The organism is Luteibacter sp. (assembly GCF_035539195.1).
GTDB lineage: Bacteria > Pseudomonadota > Gammaproteobacteria > Xanthomonadales > Rhodanobacteraceae > Luteibacter.
On the sequence record NZ_DATLIW010000040.1, the window covers coordinates 116,447 to 141,862 of the forward strand.

Annotated in this window: 19 protein-coding genes; 10 read left to right on the forward strand and 9 right to left on the reverse strand. The window is 65.4% G+C overall.

Going from position 1 to position 25,416, the window contains the following annotated elements:
* Positions 1 to 42: 42 nt before the first annotated feature.
* Positions 43 to 1,251 (reverse strand): MFS transporter, encoded by a 1,209-nt coding sequence (locus VM621_RS17755; protein WP_325470292.1) that lies wholly within the window; start codon positions 1,249 to 1,251, stop codon positions 43 to 45.
* A gap of 93 nt (positions 1,252 to 1,344) precedes the next feature.
* On the opposite strand from VM621_RS17755, the gene VM621_RS17760 reads away from it, so the two are divergent.
* Positions 1,345 to 2,112, forward strand: coding sequence for a helix-turn-helix transcriptional regulator (locus VM621_RS17760; RefSeq protein ID WP_325470293.1), 768 nt, complete (start codon positions 1,345 to 1,347; stop codon positions 2,110 to 2,112).
* A 357-nt stretch (positions 2,113 to 2,469) separates the two neighbouring features.
* Positions 2,470 to 5,466: a TonB-dependent receptor gene (locus VM621_RS17765; RefSeq protein WP_414674571.1), complete on the forward strand. Its 2,997-nt coding sequence runs from the start codon at positions 2,470 to 2,472 to the stop codon at positions 5,464 to 5,466.
* Here VM621_RS17765 and VM621_RS17770 read toward each other — a convergent pair.
* Positions 5,454 to 5,963, reverse strand: a complete 510-nt coding sequence (locus tag VM621_RS17770; protein WP_325470294.1) for a gluconokinase — start codon at positions 5,961 to 5,963, stop codon at positions 5,454 to 5,456. The two genes, VM621_RS17765 and VM621_RS17770, sit on opposite strands and share 13 nt — an antisense overlap.
* Before the next feature lie 89 nt (positions 5,964 to 6,052).
* Between VM621_RS17770 and ltaE the strand changes: the two genes are divergently transcribed.
* Positions 6,053 to 7,066 (forward strand): low-specificity L-threonine aldolase, encoded by a 1,014-nt coding sequence (gene ltaE / locus VM621_RS17775; RefSeq protein WP_325470295.1) that lies wholly within the window; start codon positions 6,053 to 6,055, stop codon positions 7,064 to 7,066.
* Positions 7,067 to 7,352: 286 nt separating this feature from the next.
* Here the strand turns inward: ltaE and VM621_RS17780 are convergent, their stop codons facing one another.
* From VM621_RS17780 to VM621_RS17795, 4 genes are all read right to left on the reverse strand, one after another.
* On the reverse strand, positions 7,353 to 8,132 hold the full coding sequence (locus tag VM621_RS17780) for an N-acetylmuramoyl-L-alanine amidase (protein ID WP_325470296.1): 780 nt from the start codon (positions 8,130 to 8,132) through the stop codon (positions 7,353 to 7,355).
* Entirely contained in the window at positions 8,129 to 8,569 is a 441-nt protein-coding gene (locus VM621_RS17785; protein ID WP_325470297.1) for a hypothetical protein, read from the reverse strand. Before VM621_RS17785 ends, VM621_RS17780 begins: the two co-directional genes overlap by 4 nt.
* A 90-nt stretch (positions 8,570 to 8,659) precedes the next feature.
* Positions 8,660 to 9,772 carry a cell division protein ZapE gene (gene zapE / locus VM621_RS17790; RefSeq protein WP_325470298.1) on the reverse strand — a complete coding sequence of 371 codons (1,113 nt, stop codon included), beginning with the start codon at positions 9,770 to 9,772 and terminating at the stop codon, positions 8,660 to 8,662.
* Entirely contained in the window at positions 9,769 to 10,467 is a 699-nt protein-coding gene (locus VM621_RS17795; protein WP_325470299.1) for an alpha/beta hydrolase, read from the reverse strand. Before VM621_RS17795 ends, zapE begins: the two co-directional genes overlap by 4 nt.
* 21 nt (positions 10,468 to 10,488) lie before the next feature.
* On the opposite strand from VM621_RS17795, the gene VM621_RS17800 reads away from it, so the two are divergent.
* Positions 10,489 to 11,073: an ACP phosphodiesterase gene (locus VM621_RS17800; RefSeq protein WP_325470300.1), complete on the forward strand. Its 585-nt coding sequence runs from the start codon at positions 10,489 to 10,491 to the stop codon at positions 11,071 to 11,073.
* A 130-nt stretch (positions 11,074 to 11,203) separates the two neighbouring features.
* Here VM621_RS17800 and VM621_RS17805 read toward each other — a convergent pair whose 3' ends face one another.
* The gene (locus tag VM621_RS17805) at positions 11,204 to 11,701 is read right to left on the reverse strand and encodes a c-type cytochrome (RefSeq protein ID WP_325470472.1); all 498 of its coding nucleotides are present in this window, start codon (positions 11,699 to 11,701) and stop codon (positions 11,204 to 11,206) included.
* 368 nt (positions 11,702 to 12,069) lie between these two features.
* On the opposite strand from VM621_RS17805, the gene VM621_RS17810 reads away from it, so the two are divergent.
* The 4 genes from VM621_RS17810 to VM621_RS17825 all read left to right on the forward strand — a co-directional run bounded on the left by VM621_RS17810 (position 12,070) and on the right by VM621_RS17825 (position 22,506).
* The gene (locus VM621_RS17810; protein WP_325470301.1) at positions 12,070 to 13,329 is read left to right on the forward strand and encodes an efflux RND transporter periplasmic adaptor subunit; all 1,260 of its coding nucleotides are present in this window, start codon (positions 12,070 to 12,072) and stop codon (positions 13,327 to 13,329) included.
* A gap of 74 nt (positions 13,330 to 13,403) precedes the next feature.
* Complete coding sequence (locus tag VM621_RS17815) at positions 13,404 to 16,643, forward strand: efflux RND transporter permease subunit (RefSeq protein ID WP_325470302.1); 3,240 nt, start codon at positions 13,404 to 13,406, stop codon at positions 16,641 to 16,643.
* Between the two features lie 136 nt (positions 16,644 to 16,779).
* The gene (locus VM621_RS17820) at positions 16,780 to 19,899 is read left to right on the forward strand and encodes an efflux RND transporter permease subunit (RefSeq protein ID WP_325470303.1); all 3,120 of its coding nucleotides are present in this window, start codon (positions 16,780 to 16,782) and stop codon (positions 19,897 to 19,899) included.
* A gap of 369 nt (positions 19,900 to 20,268) precedes the next feature.
* Positions 20,269 to 22,506, forward strand: a complete 2,238-nt coding sequence (locus tag VM621_RS17825) for an NADP-dependent isocitrate dehydrogenase (protein WP_325470304.1) — start codon at positions 20,269 to 20,271, stop codon at positions 22,504 to 22,506.
* A gap of 105 nt (positions 22,507 to 22,611) precedes the next feature.
* On the opposite strand, the gene VM621_RS17830 is transcribed toward VM621_RS17825, so the two are convergent.
* A complete protein-coding gene (locus VM621_RS17830) occupies positions 22,612 to 23,559 on the reverse strand; it encodes an aldo/keto reductase (protein WP_325470305.1) in 948 nt (315 codons plus the stop codon).
* A gap of 64 nt (positions 23,560 to 23,623) precedes the next feature.
* Entirely contained in the window at positions 23,624 to 23,818 is a 195-nt protein-coding gene (locus VM621_RS17835) for a hypothetical protein (RefSeq protein ID WP_325470306.1), read from the reverse strand.
* 119 nt (positions 23,819 to 23,937) lie between these two features.
* Between VM621_RS17835 and VM621_RS17840 the strand changes: the two genes are divergently transcribed.
* Both VM621_RS17840 and VM621_RS17845 read left to right on the forward strand, forming a co-directional pair.
* On the forward strand, positions 23,938 to 24,855 hold the full coding sequence (locus VM621_RS17840) for a LysR substrate-binding domain-containing protein (RefSeq protein WP_325470307.1): 918 nt from the start codon (positions 23,938 to 23,940) through the stop codon (positions 24,853 to 24,855).
* Between the two features lie 266 nt (positions 24,856 to 25,121).
* Positions 25,122 to 25,301: a hypothetical protein gene (locus VM621_RS17845; protein WP_325470308.1), complete on the forward strand. Its 180-nt coding sequence runs from the start codon at positions 25,122 to 25,124 to the stop codon at positions 25,299 to 25,301.
* Positions 25,302 to 25,416: the final 115 nt, after the last annotated feature.

Genomic DNA, 25,416 nt, shown 5'->3' on the forward strand with positions numbered 1-25,416 from the left:
TGTAGGAGCCGATTCATCGGCGATGCTCTTGTAGGACCCACCTCAGCGGCGATGCCTGGTATCCGGCAACAACGCCGCCAGCAAGCCGATCAACGGCAGGAATGCGCACACCTGGTAAACCGCCTCGATCCCGATGTGATCGGCGAGCTCGCCCAGGATCGCCGCGCCCAATCCGCCCATGCCGAACGAAAATCCAAAGAACAAGCCGGAGATCATGCCGACCTTCCCCGGCACCAGTTCCTGCGCGAACACCACGATGGCAGGAAACGCCGAGGCCAGGATCAGGCCGATCGCCACGGTGAGCGGCGCGGTCCAGAACAGGCTCGCGTACGGAAGCAGCAGGGTGAAGGGCAGGGTGCCGAGGATCGAGAACCAGATCACCCGCTTGCGCCCGAAGCGATCCCCGACCGGGCCGCCAAGGATCGTGCCCACGGCCACGGCGCCGAGGAAGGCGAACAGATGCAGCTGCGCATTCTCCACCGACACGTTGAAACGGTGAATGAGATAGAAGGTGAAGTAGCTGGTCAGGCTGGCCAGGTACACATACTTGGAAAAGATCAGCGCGAGCAGCACGGCGATGCCGCGCTTGGCTTCCGCGCTGGTGTGCGTCACCGCGGTCTGCTTTGCGGCGCTGGCCTTCAGTCGCGGCAGGCCGTGATGTTTGTACCACTGGCCGACATTCCACAGGACCGCACCCGAGAGCAGGGCGAGCAGGGCGAAGAACGCCAGGCTGGATTGGCCCCAGCGCACAACGACGACAGCGGCGGCGAGCGGGCCCAACGCCTGGCCGACATTGCCGCCAACCTGGAACAGCGACTGCGCCAGGCCGTGGCGTCCACCCGATGCCATGCGTGCCACGCGGGAGGACTCCGGATGGAATACCGACGAGCCCATGCCGAGCAACGACGCGCCGACGAGAAGCATCGGATAGGTGTGCGCGATCGACAACACCAGCAGGCCGGCAAGGGAGAACAGCGTGCCGCCAGGCAAGGCCAGGGGCGTCGGCCGGCGATCCGCATACAGGCCGACCAGCGGCTGCAGGATCGAGGCAGTGATCTGGTAGGTCAGGGTGATCAGGCCGATCTGGCCGAAGTCGAGGTGAAAGCCTTCCTTCAGGCCCGGATAGATTGCTGGAAGCAGCGACTGCATCATGTCGTTGAGCAGATGGCAGAAGCTGATGGCGAAGATCACGCCGAAAACGGTCGGGTCCGCGCGCGGTGTGTCCACCGTCACGCTGGCTGGCGCTTGCATGGGGTCGTCCTGGGGGATCGGGGAAGCCTATGAGACCACGTCCGAGCGCGTCCCGCGCTAGGATATGGGTCACGCACATTCGAGTTCGGGACAATGATCGCGACGTATGACCCTGTGGCGTTCGAGGCCGTGCCCCGGCCGGTGGTATCGCGTGGTCACGAGTACCCTACGTCCTTCGAGCTGGCCACGCATCGGCACCGACGGGGGCAGTTGCTCTATGCGGCATCGGGCACGGTGGCGGTGACGACGCCGGAAGGCGCATGGATCGCCCCGCCCGAGCGCGCCGTGTGGATCCCCGGCGGTACGCCGCATTCGGTCCGCATGGTGGGCAGCGTGAGTACGCGCAGCGTCTATATCGAGCAGGAAGCGAGCCGGGCCCTTGGCGATCGCTGTCGCGTGCTCGCGGTGGCTCCCTTGCTGCGCGCCCTGCTGGTCGCAGCGGTCGACGTGCCCCGGGAGTACGACCAGCACGGGCGCGATGGCCTGCTCATGTCCCTGGTGGTCGAGGAAATCGCTCGTGCGCCGACCATCCCGCTGGCCTTGCCGCTGCCCACGTACGCGCCGCTGGCCGCCCGCTGCGCCGCGTTCCTCGAGCAACCGAGGATGAGCGAGACCATCGACGAATGGGCTGCGGACCTCGGCATGCATCGGCGTCGTTTCACCCGGCTCTTCCGTCGCGAGACCGGCACGAGTTTCGCCCAGTGGCGTCAACAGGCCTGTTTGCTCGTGGCCTTGCCGCGGCTGGCCGCCGGCGAAGCGGTGACCACGGTCGCGCTGGATCTCGGCTACGAAAGCCCGACGAGCTTCTCGACCATGTTCCGGCGTGTCTTGGGTAAGTCGCCCAGTCATTACCGACCCTGATGTTGACATTCGCGGAATACTCCAGCAGCATGCGATCGAAGTAAGACTTTTAGACGTCTATACTGCCGACCCATTCGTAGGCAATCGATCTTGACCACGCAGCGCCCAACCCACACGCACCCGATCGACGCCACGTCGATCCGTGCGTGTTGCTGTTGTCGCGCCTAGTCCCCTGGCGCCCTTCGAGCGCATCCGCCTGATCGGGCGGTTCGAAACACCCCTCTCCGTTTTCAAGCATCCACTTTCCCGCGGACCGGCCGTCGACTTTCCGGTCACATGCACGCGCACCGGCTATTGCGGGTGGCCGCGCGGACCTTGCCCCGCCACGGGGACAACACCACTTCATGAGGCAGCACTGTGCAAACGAAGACCCCGATTCGCCACCATCTCCTGTTCGCCGCGCTCTTGTCGGCGCTAGGCACACAGGCGGTTCTCGCGCAGTCCACTACGGGTGGCATTTCCGGACAGGTAAGCGATGCACAAGGGGCGACCGTCGTCGTCCGCGGTGGTAACGGCCTCACCCGCGAGGTCAACGTGGATGCCAAGGGGCACTACAGCGCAAGCCAGCTTCCGCTGGGCACGTACTCGGTCACGCTGCGGCGCCACGGCGAGGACATCGAGACGCGCAATGACATCGGCCTGCGGGTCGCCGCGTCGACCGATGTCTCCTTCGTGACGGCGACGGCCGAACTGGCCGGCGTCAATGTGAGCGCGTCGCGCCTTGCCGATATCGACGTCACCACGGTCGATTCGCGCGCGGTCATCACGGCTGAGCAGTTGGCCAGGCTCCCATTGGCACGCAACGCCGACGAGATCGCGCGCCTGGCTCCGGGCGTCGTCTCGAACAGTGGCGGCTACACCGGACCCACCGGCGCGTCGCTGAACAGTTTTGGCGGTTCGGCCGCCAGCGAGAACGCTTACTACATCAACGGTTTCAACGTGACCGATCCCCAGCGCGGGTTGGGCGGCATTTCGCTGCCGTACGGCGCCATCGACCAGCAGGAGACCTATACCGGCGGTTACAGCGCGCAGTACGGTCGCTCCGACGGCGGTGTCATCAACCAGGTAGGCAAGCGCGGCAGCAACGAATGGCACATCGGTGGCCAGGTATTGTGGGAGCCTGCGTTCGCGCGCGCCGATGCGTCCAACACCTATTACACCAATGGCCTGCCATCGTCGCCGGTAGCAGGCCAGTTGTACCGACCGAATGCGCAGGACAAGAGTTGGGTGACGACGGTGAGCAGCTATGTCGGTGGTCCGCTCATCAAGGACAAGCTCTTCTTCTTCCTGGCCGGAGAGTTCGAACGGCAGGAGGGCTCCACACACAACGCCGTCGACAGCACGAGTCCGGAGGTCCAGTACCGCTACAACTCGCCACGCTGGTACGGCAAGGTCGACTGGAACATCACCGACAATAATATCCTCGAGCTGACCGGTGCCTCCAACACGCGGAAGACGAGCGGCGGTATCTACGGCTACGACTACGCGAATCTCAGTCGCGGCGAGCGTATCGGCTCGGCGGACGACATCAAGACGGGCGGTCACGTTTTCTCGGGCAAGTACACCGGCTACATCACCGACAACCTGACAGTGTCGGCGCTGTTCGGCAAGATGAAGTTGAGCCAGTACGACCAACCGGGCGCGTACGATCCGAGCCTGACCTACGTCGACGGCCTGATCAACCAGAACCCGGCACTCAACGGCGGCACGCCCGTGGGCAACAAACAGACGGTGCAGTCGCTTTACAACCCCAATCGTAGCCAGCGCACCACCAACACCCGCTTCGACATCACCTATGTTCTCGGTGACCACACACTCAGCGCGGGTATCGACAACGAAGTGACGCGCGCGATCGACCAGGGATCGCAGGCATCCGGCGACGGCTACTACTGGAGCTATGGCCACGCCGATCCGAACACGCCCATTTCCACCGGCCTTGGTGTTCCGGCGACGGGAGGCATCGTCAATGGACAGAATGGCTACTACGCCGTTCGCCATGTCACCAGTTCGCTCGCCAGCGTGCGTTCCAGTCAGAGGGCGCAGTACGTCGAGGACAAGTGGCAGGTGGACGATCGCTGGCTGCTGTCCCTTGGCCTGCGCAACGACCAGTTCGAGAACTACAACCGTGACGGCGATGCCTATGTCACGCAGCATCGACCGCAGTGGGCACCGCGACTCGGCTTCAGCTGGGACGTGAACGGCGATGCGAGCTTCAAGGTCTACGGAAACGCAGGACGTTACTACCTTGGCCTTCCGCTCAATCCGGGGCTGAACGCCGCAGGTGCGGCGCTGAGCACCTCGCAATACTTCACCTACAGCGGTATCGACGGGCAGGGGCTGCCGACCGGGCTCACGTCGTTCTCGCGCCCGGTCTCGTCGAACAACTACTACGGTGTGCTTCCCGACGCGCGGACGGTGACCGCGCAGAACCTGAAATCCGAGTACCAGGACGAGTTCATCCTCGGCTTCACCAAGACGCTCGGTCATGACTGGGTCTATGGTGCCAAGCTCACCCAGCGCATCCTGCGCAGCGCGATCGACGACTATTGCGATACCGATCGGATCATCGCCAAGGCGGCGACGCTCGGCTACGACGTCGCAACCACCAACAGCTGCTACCTGTTCAATCCCGGTCGCGCCGCCACGTTCAACCTGGTCGATACGTCGGGCCAGCTGGTCAGCGTGCCCATGACCAATGAAGAGTTCGGTTTTCCGCATCTCAAGCGCCGGTACTACGCGCTGGAAAGCTTCCTCGAGCATCCGTTCGACGGCCGTTGGTATGGCAAGGTCGACTACGTCTTCTCGCGCAGCTATGGCGATACCGAAGGCCAACTGCGCTCCGACGTGCAGGCGACGGCAGCCTCCACCAGTCCGGACTGGGACAACAGCTATCTGATGGAGAATAACAACGGCCCGACGAACAACGACCACACCCATCAGCTCAAACTGTATGGCTATTACCAGCTGACCCCGGAATGGCTGGTCTCCGCGAACTTGAGCTTCGTCTCCGGCGCGCCGAAGGTCTGCCTGGGCTATTACGGGCCGGACCTCACCGATCCGGGCAAGTACGGCGGCCAGTACCACTATTGCGACGGTGTCGCCTCGACGCCCGGCTCGCACGGCAGGCTTCCGTGGATCCGCCAGCTGGATCTGGGCACGACCTACCGGCCGACGTTCGCCGCCGGAAAGCTCTCCTTCACCGCCAGCGTCTTCAATGCGTTCAACGATCAGCGCGCGCTCAACCGGTATCCGTACTCGCAGACCGACCCGGGCGTGGCCGATCCACAGTACGGCCAGGCCGTGGTTCGCCAGCTACCGAGGTATGTGCGCCTTGGCGTGAGCTACGACATCTGACGCGCCGTATCGCAACCGGCGCGGATGATGTTCTCGATCGTTTCCGCCGGTGCCAGGCCCACCCCGACGCGCAACGCCTCGTCGGGGGAGGGCTCCTCGAGCGTCGCCAACTGGCTGTCGAGCAGATGGGGGTCGAAGAAATGCCCGCTGCGACGCCCGAGCCGTTCGGCAAGCACGTCGCGAGACGCCTGCAGGTACACGAAGCGCACGTCGTCATGGCCGCCCCGCAGGAAATCGCGGTAGCGTCTTTTCAAGGCGGAGCAGGCCAGCACGAGCGACGTGCCGCTCGCACGGTGCCGGTCCATCTCGGCCACGATCGCTTCAAGCCACGGCTGGCGGTCCGCGTCGTCCAGCGGAATGCCGTGCGCCATCTTCTCGCGGTTGGCCGCCGGATGCAGGCTGTCGCCGTCGATGAAGGGTTGGCCCAGCCGGGTTGCCACGCCTTCGCCGATCGTGCTCTTGCCGCTTCCGGAAACGCCCATGACGATGGTGATCATGTCGCCAAGCATGCCGTGGACAGGGCAGACGATTCGTGAACGGCGTGGCGTACTATCCGATGCTGGTTCCCCAACGACATCCCCGCCCCATGGACATGATCGACCTGCGCAGCGACACCGTCACCCGCCCCACCCAGGCCATGCGCGAAGCGATGCTGCGCGCGCCGGTCGGTGACGACGTCTACGGCGAGGACCCGACAGTCAACGCACTGCAGGAACGCCTCGCCGCCGACCTTGGCTTCGCCGCTGGCCTGTTCGTCCCTACCGGTACGCAAAGCAACCTGATCGCCCTGATGAGCCATTGCGAGCGCGGCGACGAATACATCGTCGGCGCGGATGCTCACACCTACCGTTTCGAAGGCGGCGGCGCCGCCGTGCTCGGTTCCATCCAGCCGCAGCCGATTCCGCAGGACGCCGACGGCAGCCTGCCGCTGGACAGGGTGGAAGCAGCGATCAAGCCGGTCGATCCGCACTTCGCCCGCTCGCGCCTGCTTGCGCTGGAAAATACCTGGCATGGCCGCACGCTCGAGTTCGGCTATATGGCCAAGGCCCGCGAACTGGCAACCCGCCGCGGTCTGGGTTTGCATCTGGATGGCGCTCGACTCTACAACGCCGCGATCGCCTACGGTCGTCCGGCGCGCGAGGTGGCGGCGGGTTTCGACAGCGTATCGGTTTGCTTGTCGAAGGGTCTGGGTGCGCCCGTGGGTTCGGTGTTGCTCGGCGGCAGCGCCCTCATCGAGCGCGCCCGTCGCTGGAAAAAGGTCACCGGCGGTGGCTGGCGCCAGGCCGGCATGCTCGCTGCCGCAGCGATGCACGCACTCGATCACCACGTGGAGCGTCTCGCCGACGATCACGCACGTGCCAGTCGTCTCGCCGAGGGCCTGCGTGGTATCGAGGGCCTGAATGTCACCGCCTGCCACACCAATATGGTGTTCCTGGATGTCCCGGCCGCGCGCTTGCAGGACCTCGCCGCGCACATGACGAAGGCGGGCGTGCGTCTGAGCATCGGCTACCTGCCATCGATCCGGCTGGTGACGCATCTGGATATCGACGATGTGGCTGTCGATCGGACGATCGCCGCGTTCGCGTCTTTCGCGTACTGAGGCTTGCGGTGCGTCGCAAGAGCCGGCGGCTGCCACGCTCGGGGCTCCGACCTGGGGCGCTTTTACTGTGGGAGCCGCTTCAGCGGCGATGGGAGCTTGCCGCACCTTGGCCCGCTGCCGCGGGATCGCCGATGAATCGGCTCCCACAACATCGTCCTCGTGACATCGAGGGGCAGCCCCTATCGCGTCGAACGAAGACCCACCCGCCGGCTCTTGCGACGCACAGCGAGCCGAGCAAGTGCGATGCCGCAGGCGAGCCAGCCCACCCACCCAAGGCGCCTGCCTACTACCGCGGCGCCATCAGCTTGCGTTGCAGCGAGTAGAGAATGGCCGCATCGGTGGCGTCGAGCGTATCGGTCTCCGTCGCGCGGTAGTGGCGATGGAAGGCGACGATGGCGTTGCGCGGGTTGCCGACGTCGTAGCCCACCAGGCGCATGGCGGCGAGGCTGTCGAAGTTCGGCGGAGCCGGTATGAGCACCGCGTCGGGCCACAGGCCGAAGCCGTAACGGGCCAGCGTCGCCCAGGGGAACTGCACGCTGGGATCGTTCTTCCGGCCGGGTGCGATATCGCCATGGCCGACGACCGCCTCGCGTGGAATGCCCAGGCGTGAGGTGAGGTCGGCGAGCAGGTCGATCAGGGCCTGGATCTGCGGCTGGGAGAACGGGGACACGCCGTCGTTGTCGATCTCGATGCCGATGGACGACGAGTTGATGTCGGTCATCCCGGCCCAGCGGGAGGCGCCGGCGTGCCAGGCGCGTGCGTTGTCGTCGACGAGCTGGTCGATGCGGCCGTCGGCTTCGACCAGGTAGTGTGCGCTGACCGGGCCTTCGCTGTTACGCGTACGGAGCACGCGCAGCGCCGCCGCGGGATCGCCGATCGACGTATGGTGCAGGACGATCAGTTGCGCCTTGCGCACGTTGAAGTTCGGCGACGGTGTCCAGTGCGCAAGCGCGCTGCGTTGCGGGGCAACGGCGGGTGTCGTGGCGCAGCCGACCAGCTGTAGCAGGAGCAGGGCGACCGCCGCGAGGCGCGGCAGCCTGGCGACGGCGGTAGCCCGATGCGTCATTCGACGTTGAAATCGCAACTGGTGATGACCCACTCGATCTCGTCGCCGACATCGCCAGCGTCTTCCTTCGAGGCGACGACGATTTGCAGATCGACGCAGTCGTGGCCTTCGGACAGCCACTGCGTTTTCTCCAGCGCCATGCCGGCTTTCTTCAGTGCGGCCTTCAGCGTGGGCAGATCGGTGGCGACCAGCTCGATGCCTTCATGGACGAGGTGGCCGCCCAGCACTTCGATATCGCAGAGCTTGTCGTCGAGGAAGCGCAGGCGGAGCCAGTCGTTGCCGTCGGCGGTGCTGTACTCGTCTTCGTCGTCCCACATGTTCTCGCCGCCGGCCTTCCAGCCGAGCGTGTCGCGAAGCTTCTTGCGTGGCATGCCGAAGAAGATATCGGTGGTGTCGCGGCGGATGCCGCGACCGGGAACCAGTTCGCAGTGTTCCATGGCTGTCCTCGTCAGATGGCGCGGGAGACCCGCCCGTAAAGCATGAAGGTGATCGGCTGCGAGCGAACAGGCGTCCGCGTCCGCGCCGAATCAGGGTTTATGGTCACGGCCAAGGTAGTCCTCACTCTGCATCTCGATCAGGCGCGATTCGGTGCGCCCGAACTCGGCGCGCACCTTCCTGCCGTCGTAGAGTTCGGTGATCGGCGCGGCCGCGGAAAGGACCAGCTTGACGTGGCGATCGTAGAACTCGTCCACCAGCAGGACGAAGCGTTTGGCTTCGTTCTCGGAGTAGACGGTGAACTGCGGCACGTTGGAGACGATGACAGCGGGAAACGTCCGCGCGAGTTCGATGTAATCGGCGACCGCGCGCGGTCCTTCGCACAGCGCGGTGAAATCGAACCAGACGATGTTCTCCGCGCGCTTGCGCACGGGAATCTCGCGGTTGTTCAGCACGATCGATCCGCCATCCACCGTCTCGCCCTGGGCCTGGCCGGTGAAGATGCGGGCGAGCGAGCGCTCGGCTTCCGCGCCCGGCGGGACCATGTAGACGGAGGCCTGGCTCAGGGCGCGCAAGCGCCAGTCACGCGGCGAAATCATCTCGTGCACCACGCACTGCGTTTCGATCGCGGCAATGGCCGGCAGGAAACGCGCGCGTTGCAGGCCATCCTTGTACAGGCCCGAAGGCGGCGTGTTCGACGTGGTGACCAGGGTCACGCCGCGCGCGAACAGGCCATCGAGCAAGCCGGCGAGGATCATCGCATCGCCAATGTCGGAAACGAGAAATTCGTCCAGGCATAGCACCCGGCATTTCGCCGCGAGGCGTTCGGCGACTTCGTCGAGGGGGTTCTGTCGCTCACCGAGTTCGCGCAGCGTGGCGTGGACGTCGAGCATGAAACGATGAAAGTGGCGGCGCAGGGCGAGGCCCGGTGCGAGACTGGACACGAACAGATCCATGAGGAATGTCTTGCCGCGGCCCACGCTGCCCCACAGGTACAGGCCAGGCACAGCCTTGCGGGCCTCGCTTCCCAGCATGCTGCGCAGGCGCCCCAACAGGCCCCCGGCGGGTGCCTCGGGGGCGCAGAGCGCGGCGTGCAGGCGGTCGAACTCCGCGATGACCGGCAACTGGGCGGGGTCGGATTCCCAGCGGTGGCCCGCGATGCCGTCCCGGTAGCGCTCGCCCGGCGTCGATTCCGTGCAGTTCATGCGCCGCGCGGTCCCGGCAGCCAGCCCTTGACGGCATGCTTGATCGCGCCGCGCAGGTCCATCAGGCGCCGATGGAAGAAGTGGCTGGTGTCTTCCATGCGGACCAGCTGCGGTCGCCGATCCTCCGGCAGGCTGTCGATCCAGTCGTACACGGCCTGCGGTTCGACGATCTCGTCGGCGTCGCCCATGACGACCAGCCACGGGCAGGTCGGTAGCTCCAGCGGGCCGAAGTCCCAGCCACGGCCTGCCGCGGGCGGAGCGACGCTGATAAGGGCATCGGCGCGCAGGCTCACGGCGTTACGCAGCGTGACGTAGCTGCCAAACGAGAAGCCGGCCAGCCACAGTGCGGCACCCGGACGGGTCTTGCGTGCCCAGGCGACCACGGCGGCGAGGTCGTCGCTTTCCCCGTTGCCGCTGTCGAACTCGCCTTCGGAGCCGCCGACGCTGCGAAAATTGAAAATCACCGTGTCGACACCGGCCTCGCGCAGCGAGCGCTCGATCATCGTCACCACCTTGTTGCGCATGCTGCCGCCGTCGGTCGACAACGGATGGCAGATGACGGCGATGGCGTTGCGGGCGACATCGGCGGTGGCGGCGCGCGCTTCGCATTCCAGCTTGCCCGCGGGGCCCGCGAGCGCGAAGCTGGCGGTATCGTCCGGAAAATGCTCCGGCGCTTCGGATAGATGTTCGCTCATGCCCTTCATGATACCCGCCCCGTGAACGTCCTGGCCCACGCCCTGCTGGCGGGCGACGACGCGGCCCTGCGGCTGGGCGGGGTGATGGGCGACTTCGTTCGCGGCACACCCGACCTCTCCTTGCCGCCGCGGGTGCGCGACGGGATCTACCTGCACCGGGCCATCGATGTGTTCACCGACAGCCACGACGACGTGCGCGCAGCGCGCGAACGCTTGCCGGCACCCTTCCGTCGTTATGCGGGCATCCTGCTGGATATGTGGTTCGACCATTGCCTGGCAAGGGATTTCGCCAAGTGGTCTGCTCGTCCGCTGGGCGAATTCTCGACCCGCCTGCGCGAGGAGATGCACGCGGCGACGCCGGTCCTTCCCGGTTCGCTCCGGCGTTTCCTTGGCTACATGGACGCGAACGACCTGCCGGCCGGTTATGCCGATGCCGACGCGATCGGCAAGGCGCTCGGCGGTATTTCGCAGCGGCTGTCGCGCGCCAACCCCGTCGCGGGGGCGATGCCGCTGCTGCTGTCGGAAGACGCCATGTTGCGTGCCACCTTCGAGCGGTTCTTCCCGCAGCTGAGGGATTTCGCAAGCGACTGGGTTGCGCAGCGCTAGCCCGGGAAACGAAGGCTCCGCGCTTTGCCCCCACAAAGGATGGCGCCGGGTGTGCAGGGGCACGCACTTGCCACCATGAAAAACGCCGCCCAGGGGGCGGCGTTTCGATGCGAAGCAGGCGGGTCCAGGCTTATTTCACCTGGTCGGCCATCCACTTCACCGTGTTGCCGACCTGCTCGTCGGTCAGCGAGGGGTTACCGCCCTTGGCCGGCATGTGGTTGCCGTCCGGGCCGTTGTAGCCCTCGATGGCATGCTTGGTCAGGGTGGCGATGCCCTGGGCGATACGTGCGCCCCACGCGGACTTGTCGCCGAGCTTCGGAGCGCCGGCCACGCCAGCCGTGTGGCAGCTGTGGCAGAGGTTGTCGTAGATGGTCTTGCCATCGGTGCTGCCACCGTAGGCGACCTGCGAGGCGGCGAGCTTGGCCGCGGCTTCCTGGGCGGCGAGCATGGCGGCGCGGCCCGTGTCACCGGCGTAGACGGCCCCTACCGGAGCGATCCGGGCTTCGGTCCGCTTGGCGACGGCGGGATCCTGGTCCTTGGGAATATGGTCGTAGATGGCATAGGCCAACACCATCAACACGATGGCCAGTACGCTGAGGCCGGCGGTCAGCATTGAGAACTGACGCATGAAGTTCTGGTCGGACTTGCTCGGAGAACCGCTCACGCATTGACTCCACTGGATTTGGGTGTGCCGTCCCCCTCCCCGGGATCCGGCGTGCCTGCGGCCGCGATGCGGCGTCGAACCGGGCGAGTATAACGGAACCCTTGCTTGAGTCAGCGGTCTTGAGATCGGCGGAGGAAAGGGGGCATGCGATGGGGGCGAACATGCCGTCAGTCATGGTGTACCCCTGTCAACCGGCATTGTTCAATCCCGTTCCCCAACACCTAACATTGGCGCCGTCGATCCTTAACCTTCAGGGGGTATAACCCCCCTGGGCGCACGGCGCGCCCGCTGGGAGCGGTGCTTTCGAGCGGTTATCCATCTAGGAGTTCTACATGTCGCGTTTCTGGAAAATCGCGCTGGCCGTCGTTGTCGTCGTGCTGGTCGCGGGCTTCTTCATCGCCAGGCACCATGGCAAGGCCGACGGCGACGCCACGGCAGGGGCCCAGGCCAATGGCGAAGGGCAGGGCAAGGACCAGCCGCCGGTGCCGGTCACGGTCGTTCCCGTGGCCAGCCAGGACGTGCCGGTCTATCTGACGGCCCTGGGCACCGTGCAGGCACGCAACACGGTCACCGTGCGCCCGCAGGTGGGCGGCCAGCTGATGAAACTGAACTTCCAGGAAGGCCAGGAAGTGAAGAAGGGCGATGTGATCGCGGAGATCGATCCCCGCACGATCCAGTCCCAGTACGACCAGTCCTTGGCCAAGCTCAAGCAGGACCAGGCACTCGCGGCCACGGCGAAGAACAACCTCGACCGTTCGACCAACCTGGTCAGCAAGGGCGGCCAGCAGTACGTCTCCAAGCAGGACCTGGACAACCTGAAGAACAGCCTCGACCAGGCCGTGGCCACGGCCAATGCCGACCAGGCCGCGATTCGCGCGGCACAGGTGCAGCTGGGCTTCACCAAGGTCGTCGCGCCGATCGACGGCCTCGCCGGCATCCGCTCGGTCGACGCCGGCAACATCGTCGCCACCACGGACGCGATCGTCACGCTCACCGAGCTGCACCCGATCTACGTCATGTTCTACCTGCCCGAGAAGAATCTCGACCTGGTCCGCGGTTCGACGACGGACGGCTCGCTCTCCGCGCTCGAAGTCGCCGCGCTCGATCGCGTCGATGCGCACGCCATCGCCGCGGGGCACCTGGACGTCCTCGACAACACGATCGACACCAGCACCGGCACGTTCCGCCTGCGCGCGCTGTTCGACAACGAGAAGACCCAGCTGTGGCCGGGCCAGTTCGTCAACGTGCAGCTCAAGGTACGCACGGTGAAGGGCGGGCTCGTGGTCCCCGCCCAGGCGGTGCAGCGTGGCCCGGACGGCGACTACGTCTACCTGGTGCAGGGCGACAACACGGTCAAGATGCAGACGGTGGAAACCGCCACCGAGGTCGGCGACAGCCACGTCATGCTGAGCAAGGGCGTGAAGATCGGCGACAAGGTGGTCACCGAAGGCCAGTTCCGCCTCAAGCCGGGTTCCAAGATCCAGCCGCTGGCGCCGGGCCAGGTGCCCGAGGCACCTACCGCCGAAGAGCTGCAGAAGTCGAAGACGGCGGGTAAGCAGGCTCGCCAGGGCGGCGGCAAGCGCGGCGGTTGATGAAGCAGCGCGCGGCGCGTCCATGACGGACGCGTCGCCCACGGACCGCAAGGTCCCGACACCAGGACACAAACGTGGGTTTTTCGACACTCTTCATTCGCCGACCGATCGCGACCTCGCTGCTGATGGTGGCGGTGCTGTTGCTCGGTATCCTCGGCTACCGCCAGTTGCCGGTGTCGGCGTTGCCGGAGATCAGTGCGCCGAGCATGGTCGTCACCACGCAGTACCCGGGTGCCAGCGCGACGACCATGGCCGCCCTGGTCACGACCCCGCTGGAGCGCAACTTCGGCCAGATCTCCGGCCTGACCTCGATGAGCTCGGACTCCTCGGCGGGCCTTTCGACGATCGTCCTGCAGTTCGCCATGGATCGCGACATCGACATCGCCGCGCAGGACGTGCAGGCAGCGATCAACCAGGCACGCGGTACGCTGCCGAACAACCTGCCGTATCCGCCGGTCTATAACCGCGTGAATCCGGCCGACGCGCCGATCATGACGCTGATGCTCACCTCGGACAGCCTGCCGCTGCGCGACGTGAACAACTTCGCCGATTCGATCATCGCGCAGAAGCTGGCGCAGGTGCAGGGCGTGGGCCTGGTCTCGATCGCCGGCAACGTCCGTCCCGCCGTGCGTATCCAGATCAACCCCGCGCAGCTGGCCAACCTCGGCCTGACCATGGAAGACGTGCGCAGCTCGCTCACGCAGGCCAACGTCAACGCACCCAAGGGCACGCTCAACGGCAAGACCCAGTCCTACAGCATCGGCACCAACGACCAGCTGGCCGACGCCGCCGAGTACAAGGGCACGATCATCGCGTACAAGAACGGCGCACCCGTGCGCCTTTCGGATGTCGCCAACGTGGTCGACGGCGTCGAGAACGACCAGCTCGCCGCCTGGGCCAACGGCAAGCCCGCCGTGCTGCTCGACATCCGTCGCCAGCCCGGCGCGAATATCGTGCAGACGGTGCAGCAGATCCGGCAGACCATTCCCGACCTGCAGAAGGTGCTGCCGGCCGACGTCCACCTGAAGGTCTTCTCGGACCGCACCATCACCATCCGCGCCTCGGTCGAGGACGTCCAGTTCACCCTGATCCTGACGATCTTCCTCGTCGTCGCGGTGATCTTCGTCTTCCTGCGCCGCCTGTGGGCGACGGTGATCCCGTCGGTCGCGGTGCCGCTGTCGCTGGTGGGTACATTCGGCGTCATGGCCTTTGCCGGGATGTCGCTGGACAACCTTTCGCTGATGGCGCTGGCGGTGGCCACCGGCTTCGTCGTCGACGATGCGATCGTGATGATCGAGAACATCGTCCGTTATATCGAGCAGGGCCACGACGCGAAGACCGCCGCGGAAATCGGCGCGAAGGAAATCGGCTTCACCGTCCTGTCGCTGACCGTCTCGCTCATCGCGGTGTTCCTGCCCCTGCTGCTGATGCCCGGGGTGACCGGTCGCCTGTTCCACGAGTTCGCCTGGGTGCTGACCATCGCGGTCGCCATCTCGATGCTCGTTTCGCTGACCCTCACCCCGATGATGTGCGCCTACCTGCTCAAGGCCGACGAGCTGCCGGACGCGGAAGACGCGCACGAGCACGCCGCGGCCTCGGGCCAGCACACCACCTGGTCGCGCATCGTCGATGGCTACGGCAGCAGCCTGGACTGGGTGCTCGATCACCGTCCGCTGACCATGATCGTCGCCGCGCTCACCGTGGCCTTGACCGTGGTCCTGTACATCGTGATCCCCAAGGGGCTGCTCCCCGAACAGGACACCGGCCTGATCACCGCCGTGGTCCAGGCCGACCAGAACGTCGCCTTCCCGCAGATGGAACAGCGCACCAAGGCCGTGGCCGATGCGCTGGGTCGGGATCCGGCGGTCGCCGGCGTCGCCGCCTTCATCGGCGCGGGCTCGATCAATCCCACGCTCAACCAGGGCCAGCTGTCGCTGGTGCTGAAGGATCGCGGCGACCGCGCCTCCCTCGAGGACCTCTTGCCGCGCCTGCAGAAGAGCGTGCAGAACATCGCCGGTGTCGCGCTGTACCTGAAGCCCGTGCAGGACGTCACGCTCGACACCCAGGTATCGGCCACCGAGTACCAGTACTCGCTGTCCGACGTGAATTCCACCGAGCTCGCCGGTTACGCCCAGCAGATGACCTCGGCCCTGCGCAAGCGCAAGGAGCTGTCGGACGTCGACAACAACCTGGCCGATCAGGGCACGGCATTGAAGCTCACGATCGATCGTGACAGTGCCAGCCGCCTCGGCGTGCCGGTGCAGACCATCGACGACACCCTGTACGACGCCTTTGGCCAGCGCCAAATTTCCACCATCTTCACCCAGTTGAACCAGTACCGCGTGGTGATGGAAGTCTCGCCGGAGTTCCGCACCAGCTCCGATCTGCTCAACAAGCTGACCGTGCGCGGCAACGGCAACGGTGCGCTGACCGGCTCGAACGCCACCAGCTTCGGTCAGCTGGCATCGAGCAACTCGGCGACGCCGGCCGGCATCGGCAACACCGGTAACGTCGGCTTCCAGGTCGGCGCGGGTGGCACGATTCCCATCGCCGCACTGGCCAGCTCCGTGGTCACCAGCGCACCGCTGGTGGTCACCCATCTGCAGCAGCTGCCGGCGGTGACGATTTCGTTCAACCTGGCCCAGGGCAAGTCGTTGTCCGAGGCGGTCAGCGCGATCCACGAAGTGGAGAAGCAGCTCGATTTCCCGCCCCAGGTGCGTGGCCAGTTCATCGGCAAGGCGGCCGAGTTCTCGTCGTCCGTCGGCGACGAGGTGCTCTTGCTGCTGGCCTCGATCATCGTCATCTACATCGTGTTGGGCGTGCTCTACGAGAGCTACATCCATCCGCTGACGATCATCTCCACGCTGCCGCCCGCGGGCGTCGGCGCGCTGCTGGCGCTGCTAATGTGCGGCATGACCCTCTCGGTGGACGGCATCGTCGGTATCGTCCTGCTGATCGGTATCGTGAAGAAGAACGCGATCATGATGATCGACTTCGCCATCGAGGCGAAACGTACCGGCCTCAATGCACAGGAAGCGATCCGCCGCGCCTGCCTGCTGCGTTTCCGTCCGATCATGATGACGACCGCGGCGGCCCTGCTCGGCGCCTTGCCGCTGGCCCTGGGTACGGGTATCGGCTCGGAGCTGCGCAAGCCGCTCGGCGTTTCCATCGTCGGCGGCCTGTTGCTCTCGCAGCTGGTCACCCTCTACACCACGCCGGTGATCTATCTCTACATGGAGCGGTTCTCCGACTGGCTCGCGGAGCGCAAGGCGCGACGAGAGCTGCTGCTGACCGACGCCCGGCCCGCTTCCTGATGGGAAGCGTCGCCGGGGGAGATCGCACCACCCTCATTCGCCGGACGGTTCGCCGCCCGGCGAAACCTTTTTCCGGGATACGCGTTGAAGCAGGGATGATCCGCGCGATCCAGCACGAGACAAGCCGTCCCATCGCATGAATATCTCCGGCCCGTTCATTCGCCGACCGATCGGCACGTCGCTGTTGGCCATCGGCCTTTTTGTCGTCGGCATGATCTGTTACTCGCTGCTCGGTGTCGCCGCGCTGCCGAACATCCAGTTCCCGGCGATCTTCGTCCAGGCGCAGCAATCCGGCGCCGACGCGAGCACGATGGCCTCCACCGTCGCCGCGCCACTGGAGCGCCACCTGGGCCAGGTGCCGGGCGTGGAATCGATGCGCTCGAACAGTTCCGAAGGCAGTACCTTCGTGCTGTTGTTCTTCCAGAACGGGACCAACATCGACGCTGCCGCGCGCGATGTGCAGTCGGCGATCAACGCGGCGCAGCCGGACCTTCCGGCGGGCCTGCTCAATGCGCCCTCGTACCAGAAGGCGAATCCCAACGACGATCCGGTGATCGTCCTGGCGTTGACCTCGGACACCGTCGCACCGACCGAGTTGTACAACGTCGCCGATTCGATCCTCGCGCAGCGCCTGCGCCAGCAGGAAGGCATTGCCTCGGTCGATATCGCCGGCAGCGCCACCCCGGCCATCCGCGTGGACGTGAACCTGCGCGCGCTCAACGCGATGGGACTCTCGCCCGACCAGCTGCGCAATGCGCTCACCGCGGCAAACGTCACGTCGCCGCAGGGCTTCCTCACCGACGGCTACAGCAATATCGCCGTGACCGCGACGGACTCCCTGCATACGGCGGAAGACTTCGGCAAGCTGGTTATCGCCGTCAAGAACAGTGTGCCGATCCGCCTTTCCGACATCGCGCATGTCTACGATGGCCAGCAGGACGCTTACCAGGCCGCGTGGTTCAACGGCAAGCCCGGCATCCTGATGTACGTGTACCGCAAGTCGGACGCGAACGTCATCGAGACGGTCGACCGGATCAAGGCGCAGATTCCGACGATGCAGTCGTGGTTGCCGGCCGGCGTCACCCTGCATTCGTTCTTCGACGGTACGCCGACCATCCGCGCGTCGTTGCACGAAGTGCAGGCGACCCTGCTGATCAGCCTGGGCATGGTGATCATGACGATGGCGCTGTTCCTGCGACGGCTCGCGCCCACCCTGATCGCCGGCCTCGCCGTGCCGTTGTCGCTGGCCGGCGCGTTCGTGGCCATGTACTGCTTCGGCTACACACTGAACAACCTGACCCTCCTGGCCCTGGTGATCGCCATCGGCTTCGTCGTCGACGACGCCATCGTGGTCATCGAGAACGTCATCCGGCACATGGATGAAGGCATCTCCCGCTTCGACGCGGCGCTGCTGGGCGCGCGCGAGATCGGTTTCACCATCGTCTCGATCACTGCCTCCCTGATCGCGGTGTTCATTCCGCTACTGTTCGCCGGTGGCATCACCGGCATGTTCTTCAAGGAGTTCACGGTCACCCTGGTCGCTGCGATCGTCGTGTCGGCCCTGGTCTCGTTGACGCTCACGCCGTCGCTCTGCGGTCATTTCCTCACCGCGCACAAGAACGACAAGCCCGACTCGAGGCTGGGTCTTGCGCTGGAACGAGGGCAGGAGCGCCTGGTCGGCGTGTACCGCCGCGCGCTGGACTGGTCGCTGCGCCACGCGTTGTTGATGGCGCTCACGCCGCTCGTGCTGGTGGGTATCACCTTCGTGCTTGCAGGCATGGTCAAGGGCGGTTTCTTCCCGCCGCAGGACACCGGCCTGATGGCCGCGCGCGCCACCGCCAGTTCCACCGTCTCGTTCGGCGAGATGAAGTCGCGCCAGGCGCGGCTCACCGAGATGCTGCTCGCCGATCCGGACGTGAAGTCGGTCGGCTCGCGTCTGGGCACCAGTCGTACCGGCTCGACCGGTTCGTTCAACATCGAACTGAAGACGGTGGCGGACGGCCGCCAGGACACCACGTTCGACGCGCTGGACCGCATTTCGGCGAAAGCCAACAAATATCCCGATCTCAACCTGCGCCTGCGCCCGATCCAGGACCTGCCCACCGGCGGTGGCGGCGGTACCTCGCAGGGTGGCCAGTACTCGGTTTCGCTCAAGGGCAATGACGTCGCTGAACTGCAGGAGTGGCTGCCCAAGCTGGTCGACGCATTGAAGAAGAACAAGATGCTCAAGGACGTCGGCAGCGATATCGACGCCGCCGGCCTGCGCCAGAACATCGTGATCGATCGCGACACGGCGGGACGCCTGGGCGTGTCGATCGGCAACATCGACGGCGCGCTGTACAACGCCTTCGGCCAGCGCGCGGTGTCGACGATCTACTCGGACATCAACCAGTACCGCGTTATCGTGAATGCCTTGCCGCAGATGGCGGCGACGCCGGAGTCGCTGAACCAGATCTACGTGAAAGCGGATTCCGGCGCCATGGTCCCGATGTCCGCCGTGACCAAGCAGGTGCCGGGACTCGCACCGACCCAGATCGTGCACGAGGACCAGTACACGAGCATGGGCGTGAGTTTCAACCTGGCGCCCGGTGTCAGCATGGGCGAGGCGATGGAGATCATCCAGAAGACCATCAGCGGCATGCGCATGCCGGGCGACATCCGACTCGACGCCGGCAGCGACTTCAGGCGCTTCCAGCAATCGCAGAGCGACATGCCGTTGCTCATCCTGGCGGCCATCGTCGTCGTCTACCTGCTCATGGGCATGCTCTACGAGAGCCTGATCCATCCGGTGACGATTCTCTCCACGTTGCCGGCCGCCGGTGTCGGCGCGCTGGCGGCGCTTGTCATCACCGATACCGAACTGTCGGTGGTCGCGATGATCGCGCTGGTGCTGCTCATCGGTATCGTGAAGAAGAACGCGATCATGATGATCGACTTCGCCCTGGTCGCCGAGCGCGAGCATCACCTCAGCTCGAAGGAGGCGATCCGCGAAGCCTGCCTGGTCCGTTTCCGGCCGATCATGATGACGACCATGGTCGCGATCCTGGCTGCCCTGCCGCTGGCCATCGGGCTGGGCGAAGGCTCCGAGCTGCGCCGTCCGCTGGGTATCGCGATGATCGGCGGCCTGCTGATCTCGCAGAGCCTGACCCTGCTGTCGACGCCGGCGCTGTACGTGATATTCGCCTGCCTGTCGGAGCGCTGGAAGGCCCGCAAGGCCCGTCGCCGCGAGCGCCGGCTGCTGGCGCGAGCTTCGTAGAAGCTCAATTCAAAGCCATGTAGAAGCTCAAATCAAACCCCTGTGGAAGCTCAGATCAAGACCCTGTGGGAGCTCAGATCAAAACCCCGTGGGAGCTCAGATCAAAGCCATGTGGGAGCCGCTTCAGCGGCGAAAGGCCAACGGAGCGGACTAGCCGAGAGGCCAATCGCCGATAAATCGGCTCCCACACAAAGCCCGCCCCAGCGCGCCTTGTGCTGCCCCGGCATAACTGCCTTGCTGCGGGGCGACTTTCCCGCCCGCGCCCATCCGCGCCACAATGCTCCGGTTTCCCGTTCGCCGGCGCGCCCTTGAGGCTTGCGCCGGCGGGCCCCATGACCTGGCCCACTCAAGCATAAGGCTCGCCGAATCATGTCCAGCTCGCCCAAGATCATCTACACGCTCACCGACGAGGCGCCGTTCCTCGCCACCGCCTCGTTCCTGCCGATCATCGAGGCCTTCGCCGGCACGGCCGGCGTCGCCGTCGAGACGCGCGATATCTCGCTCGCTGGCCGCATCCTCGCGCAGTTTCCGGATTACCTCACCGACGCGCAGAAGATCGGCGACCATCTGGCGGAACTCGGCGCGCTCGCGACCACGCCCGATGCGAACATCATCAAGCTGCCGAACATCAGCGCCTCCGTGCCGCAGATGAAGGCCGCCATCCGTGAACTGCAGTCGCAAGGCTACAAGCTGCCCGACTACGTGGATGTCCCCGTCACCGACGAACAGAAAGACACCAACGCGCGCTATGGCAAGGCCATGGGCAGCGCCGTGAACCCGGTGCTGCGCGAAGGCAATTCCGATCGCCGCGCACCGCTCTCGGTGAAGAACTTTGCCCGCAAGCACCCGCACCGCATGGGCAAGTGGTCGAGCGAATCGAAGTCGCACGTGTCGCATATGGACGGTGGCGACTTCTACGGTAGCGAGAAGTCGGCGACCCTCGCCAACGCCGGCAACCTGCGCATCGAGTTCACCGCCGCCGACGGGAGCGTCAAGGTGCTCAAGGACAAGGTGGCGGTGAAGGCTGGGGAAATCGTCGACGCCGCGGTGATGAGCAAGAAGGCACTCGCCAGCTTCATCGATACGCAGATCGCCGACGCGCAAGCCAAGGGTGTGCTGTTCTCGTTGCACCTGAAGGCCACGATGATGAAGGTCTCCGACCCGATCATGTTCGGCATCGTCGTGCGCGAGTTCTACAAGGACGTGCTGGGCAAGCACGCCGAGACGCTGAAGCAGGTCGGTTTCGATGCCAATAACGGTATCGGCGACCTCTATGCCCGTCTCGGTACGCTCGACGCCACCAAGCGTGCCGAGATCGAGGCCGACCTCAAGGCCGAGTACGCGCGGCGCCCGGCCCTGGCCATGGTCAATTCGGACAAGGGCATCACCAACCTGCACGTTCCCAGCGACGTCATCGTCGACGCCTCCATGCCGGCGATGATTCGCGATTCCGGCGGCATGTGGAATGGCGAAGGCAAGCTGCAGGATGCGAAGGCCGTCATTCCGGATCGTTCGTATGCGGGTGTCTACCAGGCGGTGATCGAGGATTGCATCGCGCACGGCGCGTTCGATCCGGCGACCATGGGCAGCGTGCCTAATGTCGGCCTGATGGCGCAGAAGGCCGAGGAGTATGGCTCACACGACAAGACCTTCCAGATCCCGGCGGACGGCAAGGTTCGCGTGCTCGCCGACGACGGTGGCGTGGTGTTCGAGCATGCCGTGGAAGCCGGCGACATCTGGCGCATGTGCCAGACCAAGGACGCGCCGATCCAGGATTGGGTGAAGCTGGCCGTGCAGCGCGCGCGCCTTTCGTCCACGCCCGCGGTGTTCTGGCTGGACAAGCACCGCGCGCACGATGCGCAGGTGATCGCCAAGGTCGAGCGCTATCTCAAGGACCACGACACCACCGGCCTGGATATCCGTATCCTCGAGCCGGTCGCCGCGACGAAGCTGTCGCTGGATCGCATCCGCAAGGGTGAGGACACCATCTCGGTCACCGGCAACGTCCTGCGCGATTATCTCACCGACCTGTTCCCGATCATGGAGCTGGGTACCTCGGCGAAGATGCTGTCCATCGTGCCGCTGATGGCCGGCGGTGGCCTGTTCGAGACGGGGGCGGGCGGTTCGGCGCCGAAGCACGTCCAGCAGTTCGTCGAAGAGGATTACCTGCGTTGGGATTCGCTCGGCGAATTCCTCGCGCTGGCCGCTTCGCTCGAGCATCTCGGCGAACGTTACGACAATAAGCATGCCCGTGTGCTGGCGAAGACGCTGGACGTGGCCAATGGCCGTTTCCTGGACAGCAACAAGTCGCCCGCGCGCAAAGTCGGCGAGATCGACAACCGCGGCAGTCATTTCTATCTGGCCATGTACTGGGCCGAAGCGCTCGCTGCGCAGAATGACGACGCCGACCTGAAGGCGCGTTTCACGGCGGTGGCGAAGGAGCTGGCCGAGAACGAGGAGAAGATCGTCGGCGAGCTGAACGGTGCGCAGGGCAAGCCGGTCGAGATCAAGGGCTATTACCACCCGGACATGGCCCTCGTAAGCGCGGCCATGCGCCCGAGTGCCACGTTCAACAAGGCGATCGCGACGCTGCTCGCGTCGCGTTGACCTGTTGTGGGAGCCGCTTCAGCGGCGAATGGGTGCTCGCCGCACCTGCTCGCCGCACCCTGGCCCGCTGCCGCGGGATCGCCGATGAATCGGCTCCCACCATGCTCAGGTGGCGCTCGCGTCGCCGAGCTTTCTCAACTCATCCGCGCTCAGCACGAGCGCGGCTGACTTCGCCAGTTCGTCGAGCTGCTCCACGGTGGTCGCGCTGGCGATAGCCGCGCTGATCGCAGGCTGTGCCATGACCCAGGCCAGCGCTACCTGCGCCGGCTTCGCGGCGTGCGCCTGGGCGATCTCGTCGAGTGCGCCGAGCACCCGGTAGCCGCGCGCATCCAGATACTTCTTCACCGTGCCGCCGCGTACCTTGCTCTTGTGCAGGTCCGCTTCGCTACGGTATTTGCCGCTGAGAAATCCGCTGGCCAGCGAGTAGTAGCTGATCACGCCAACCTCTTCTTTCACGCATAGCGGCTGCAGGCCTTCTTCGAAGCCGGTGCGGTCCATCAGGTTGTACTCCGGCTGCAACGAGTCGTAGCGTGCGAGCGACTTCGATGCGCTGGTGGTGAGCGCGTCGGCAAGACGATTGGCGCTGTAGTTGGAGGCACCGATCGCGCGTACCTTGCCGGCCTTCACGAGGTCGTCGAACGCACGCAAGGTTTCCTCCAGTGGCACCTTCGCATCGTCTTCATGCGACTGGTACAGATCGATATGGTCGGCCTTCAGGCGGCGCAGCGAATCGTCCACCGCTTCCTTGATGTTCGTCGGCGCAAGGCCCGGATAGCGTGCCCACTTGCCGACCTTGGTCGCGATGACGACGCGGTCGCGCTTGCCGCTCTTCTTCAGCCAGTTGCCGATGATGGTCTCGGACTCGCCGCCTTCGTTACCCGGCACCCAGGCTTCGTAGACATCCGCCGTGTCGATCAGGTTGAAGCCGTGATCGACGAAGGCATCGAGGAGTTCGAACGAGCGGGACTCGTCCGCGCTCCAGCCGAAGACATTGCCGCCAAAGGCGAGCGGGGCAACCTGCAGGGGTGAACGGCCGAGGGGGCGTAGCTTCATGCGTCTCTCCGATGAGGGCGGAAACCCTCATTTTGGAGCACGCCAGGTTCAGCCGATGTATCCGTCAGCAGGTGGCACAGGCGCGTCGGGCAGGTACCTCGACGGATGCTTTACGCTCCGCCTTGCGGGACGTCGGAACGGCTTGGGGCACGCCCGCGCCGCGATCGGCGACACGTTCCTCGCGGCCGAGACGAAAAACGAGGTCGCGGTCGACGATGTGCCCGTGCATGAAGGCGAGGCCGGTGAAGATCGAAGCCATGACGTACTCCTTTCGGGTGTAGCCGCAACCCCTTGCGACTATCGGTGGAGTTAAGGGTGCCCGTTCCGCAGCCCGCCAAAAAGCGATATGTTTGCAACCTGGACTTGAGGATTTTTCACATGTCTCGCTTGCCGCTCGGTCAGCTTCAGGGGTTCGTCCTGGTCGCCCGCACGGGCAAGCTTTCGCTCGCCGCCGAGCAGCTCAACCTCACCGTGAGCGCCCTCAGCCACCAGATCCGCAACCTCGAGGAACGGCTCGACCGCTCCCTCTTCGAACGCGGTCCCCGCGGCGTCACGCTCACGGCCGACGGCAACAACCTGCTCGATTCGATCGGCCATCATTTCGACGGCATCGAACACGCGCTCAATCGTTACGCGAGCCGTCACCAGGACACCGTCACGCTCAGCGTGCTGCCCTCGGTCGCCTCGAGCTGGCTGGTGCCGCGCCTGCCGCGCCTGGTCGGTGCCCATCCGGAGCTCGAGCTCAGCCTGTCTTCCTCGGTGTCCGTGGTCGACTTCGACCGCGAGCCGACCATCGATGTCGCCTTCCGCTATGGCCTGGGTTCGTGGCCACGGACCAAGGCCGACAAACTGTTCGCCGAGTACATCGTGCCCATCGCCAGCCCTTCGCTGGTGCGCAAGATGGGCGGCCTGCCGACGACCTCGCTGGAAGGCTGGCCCCTGCTCGGCGATCCCTCGGGGCGCTGGAACGACTGGGCCGAGGCCTTCGGCATGCCCTTGCCCTCGCGCTATGTCGCCCGCTTCGACAACACCGAGCACCTGCAGCGCGCCGTGCTGGAGGGCATGGGCGTGGCGCTGGGTCGCCTGGTCATGGCCCGTTCGCTGATCGAGTGCGGCGCGCTTACGGTGCTGTGCAAGGAGCGGCTGCGGGTGGCCGAGGCCTACTATCTCGTCTATCCCAAGCGCTCCGAGTCGCATAGCGGGGTCACCCGTTTCCGCGACTGGCTGATGGAAGAGGCGCGGGTCTACGAGGCCGGAATCACCGATGGGCGGCCCACGGCCGAGATTCGCTCGTGAACGCTTGACCGATCCTCGCTGCGGCGCGACAATTCCCAGGCTACCGCTCGGCACGTCTCGTGCGGTGGCACCCTTCTCAGTTTACCCAGGCTTATGGACGTCTACCCTAGTCGACGCGCCGGCTTCCGCTCGCATCGGAGCCCGGCGCTGGCAAAAATCATCGCCCGCGGCGACCGCACCCGGTCTGTCGGCGCTTTCCTCCGCTAGGGAAAGTCCGGCTCTCCTCGTCGGAAGCTCGCGAGCTTCCGTTATCCGAGGATTGAGCCATGTACATCCAGCTCGAAAAGACCGGTCCGCGCATGTTCGGCCGCCGTCTCGCTTTCGCTCTTGCCCGTCGTCGTGCCAACCAGGCCTCCCCGGCCAAGCGCACGATCACCGTTCCGCGTTCTCTCGACGCTGCTGAAAGCAATTTGAAACGGGCTGACGGCACACTGCCGCAGGCATGAACAGCGACATAGACTCTACGGCGCGGCTTTCGCCGTCCGTCGTCACGATTACCCGGAAACCGAACGTCGGCTCCGCGCCGGCGCGCACGCCTTCAGCTACCAGCTGAGAGCCGCT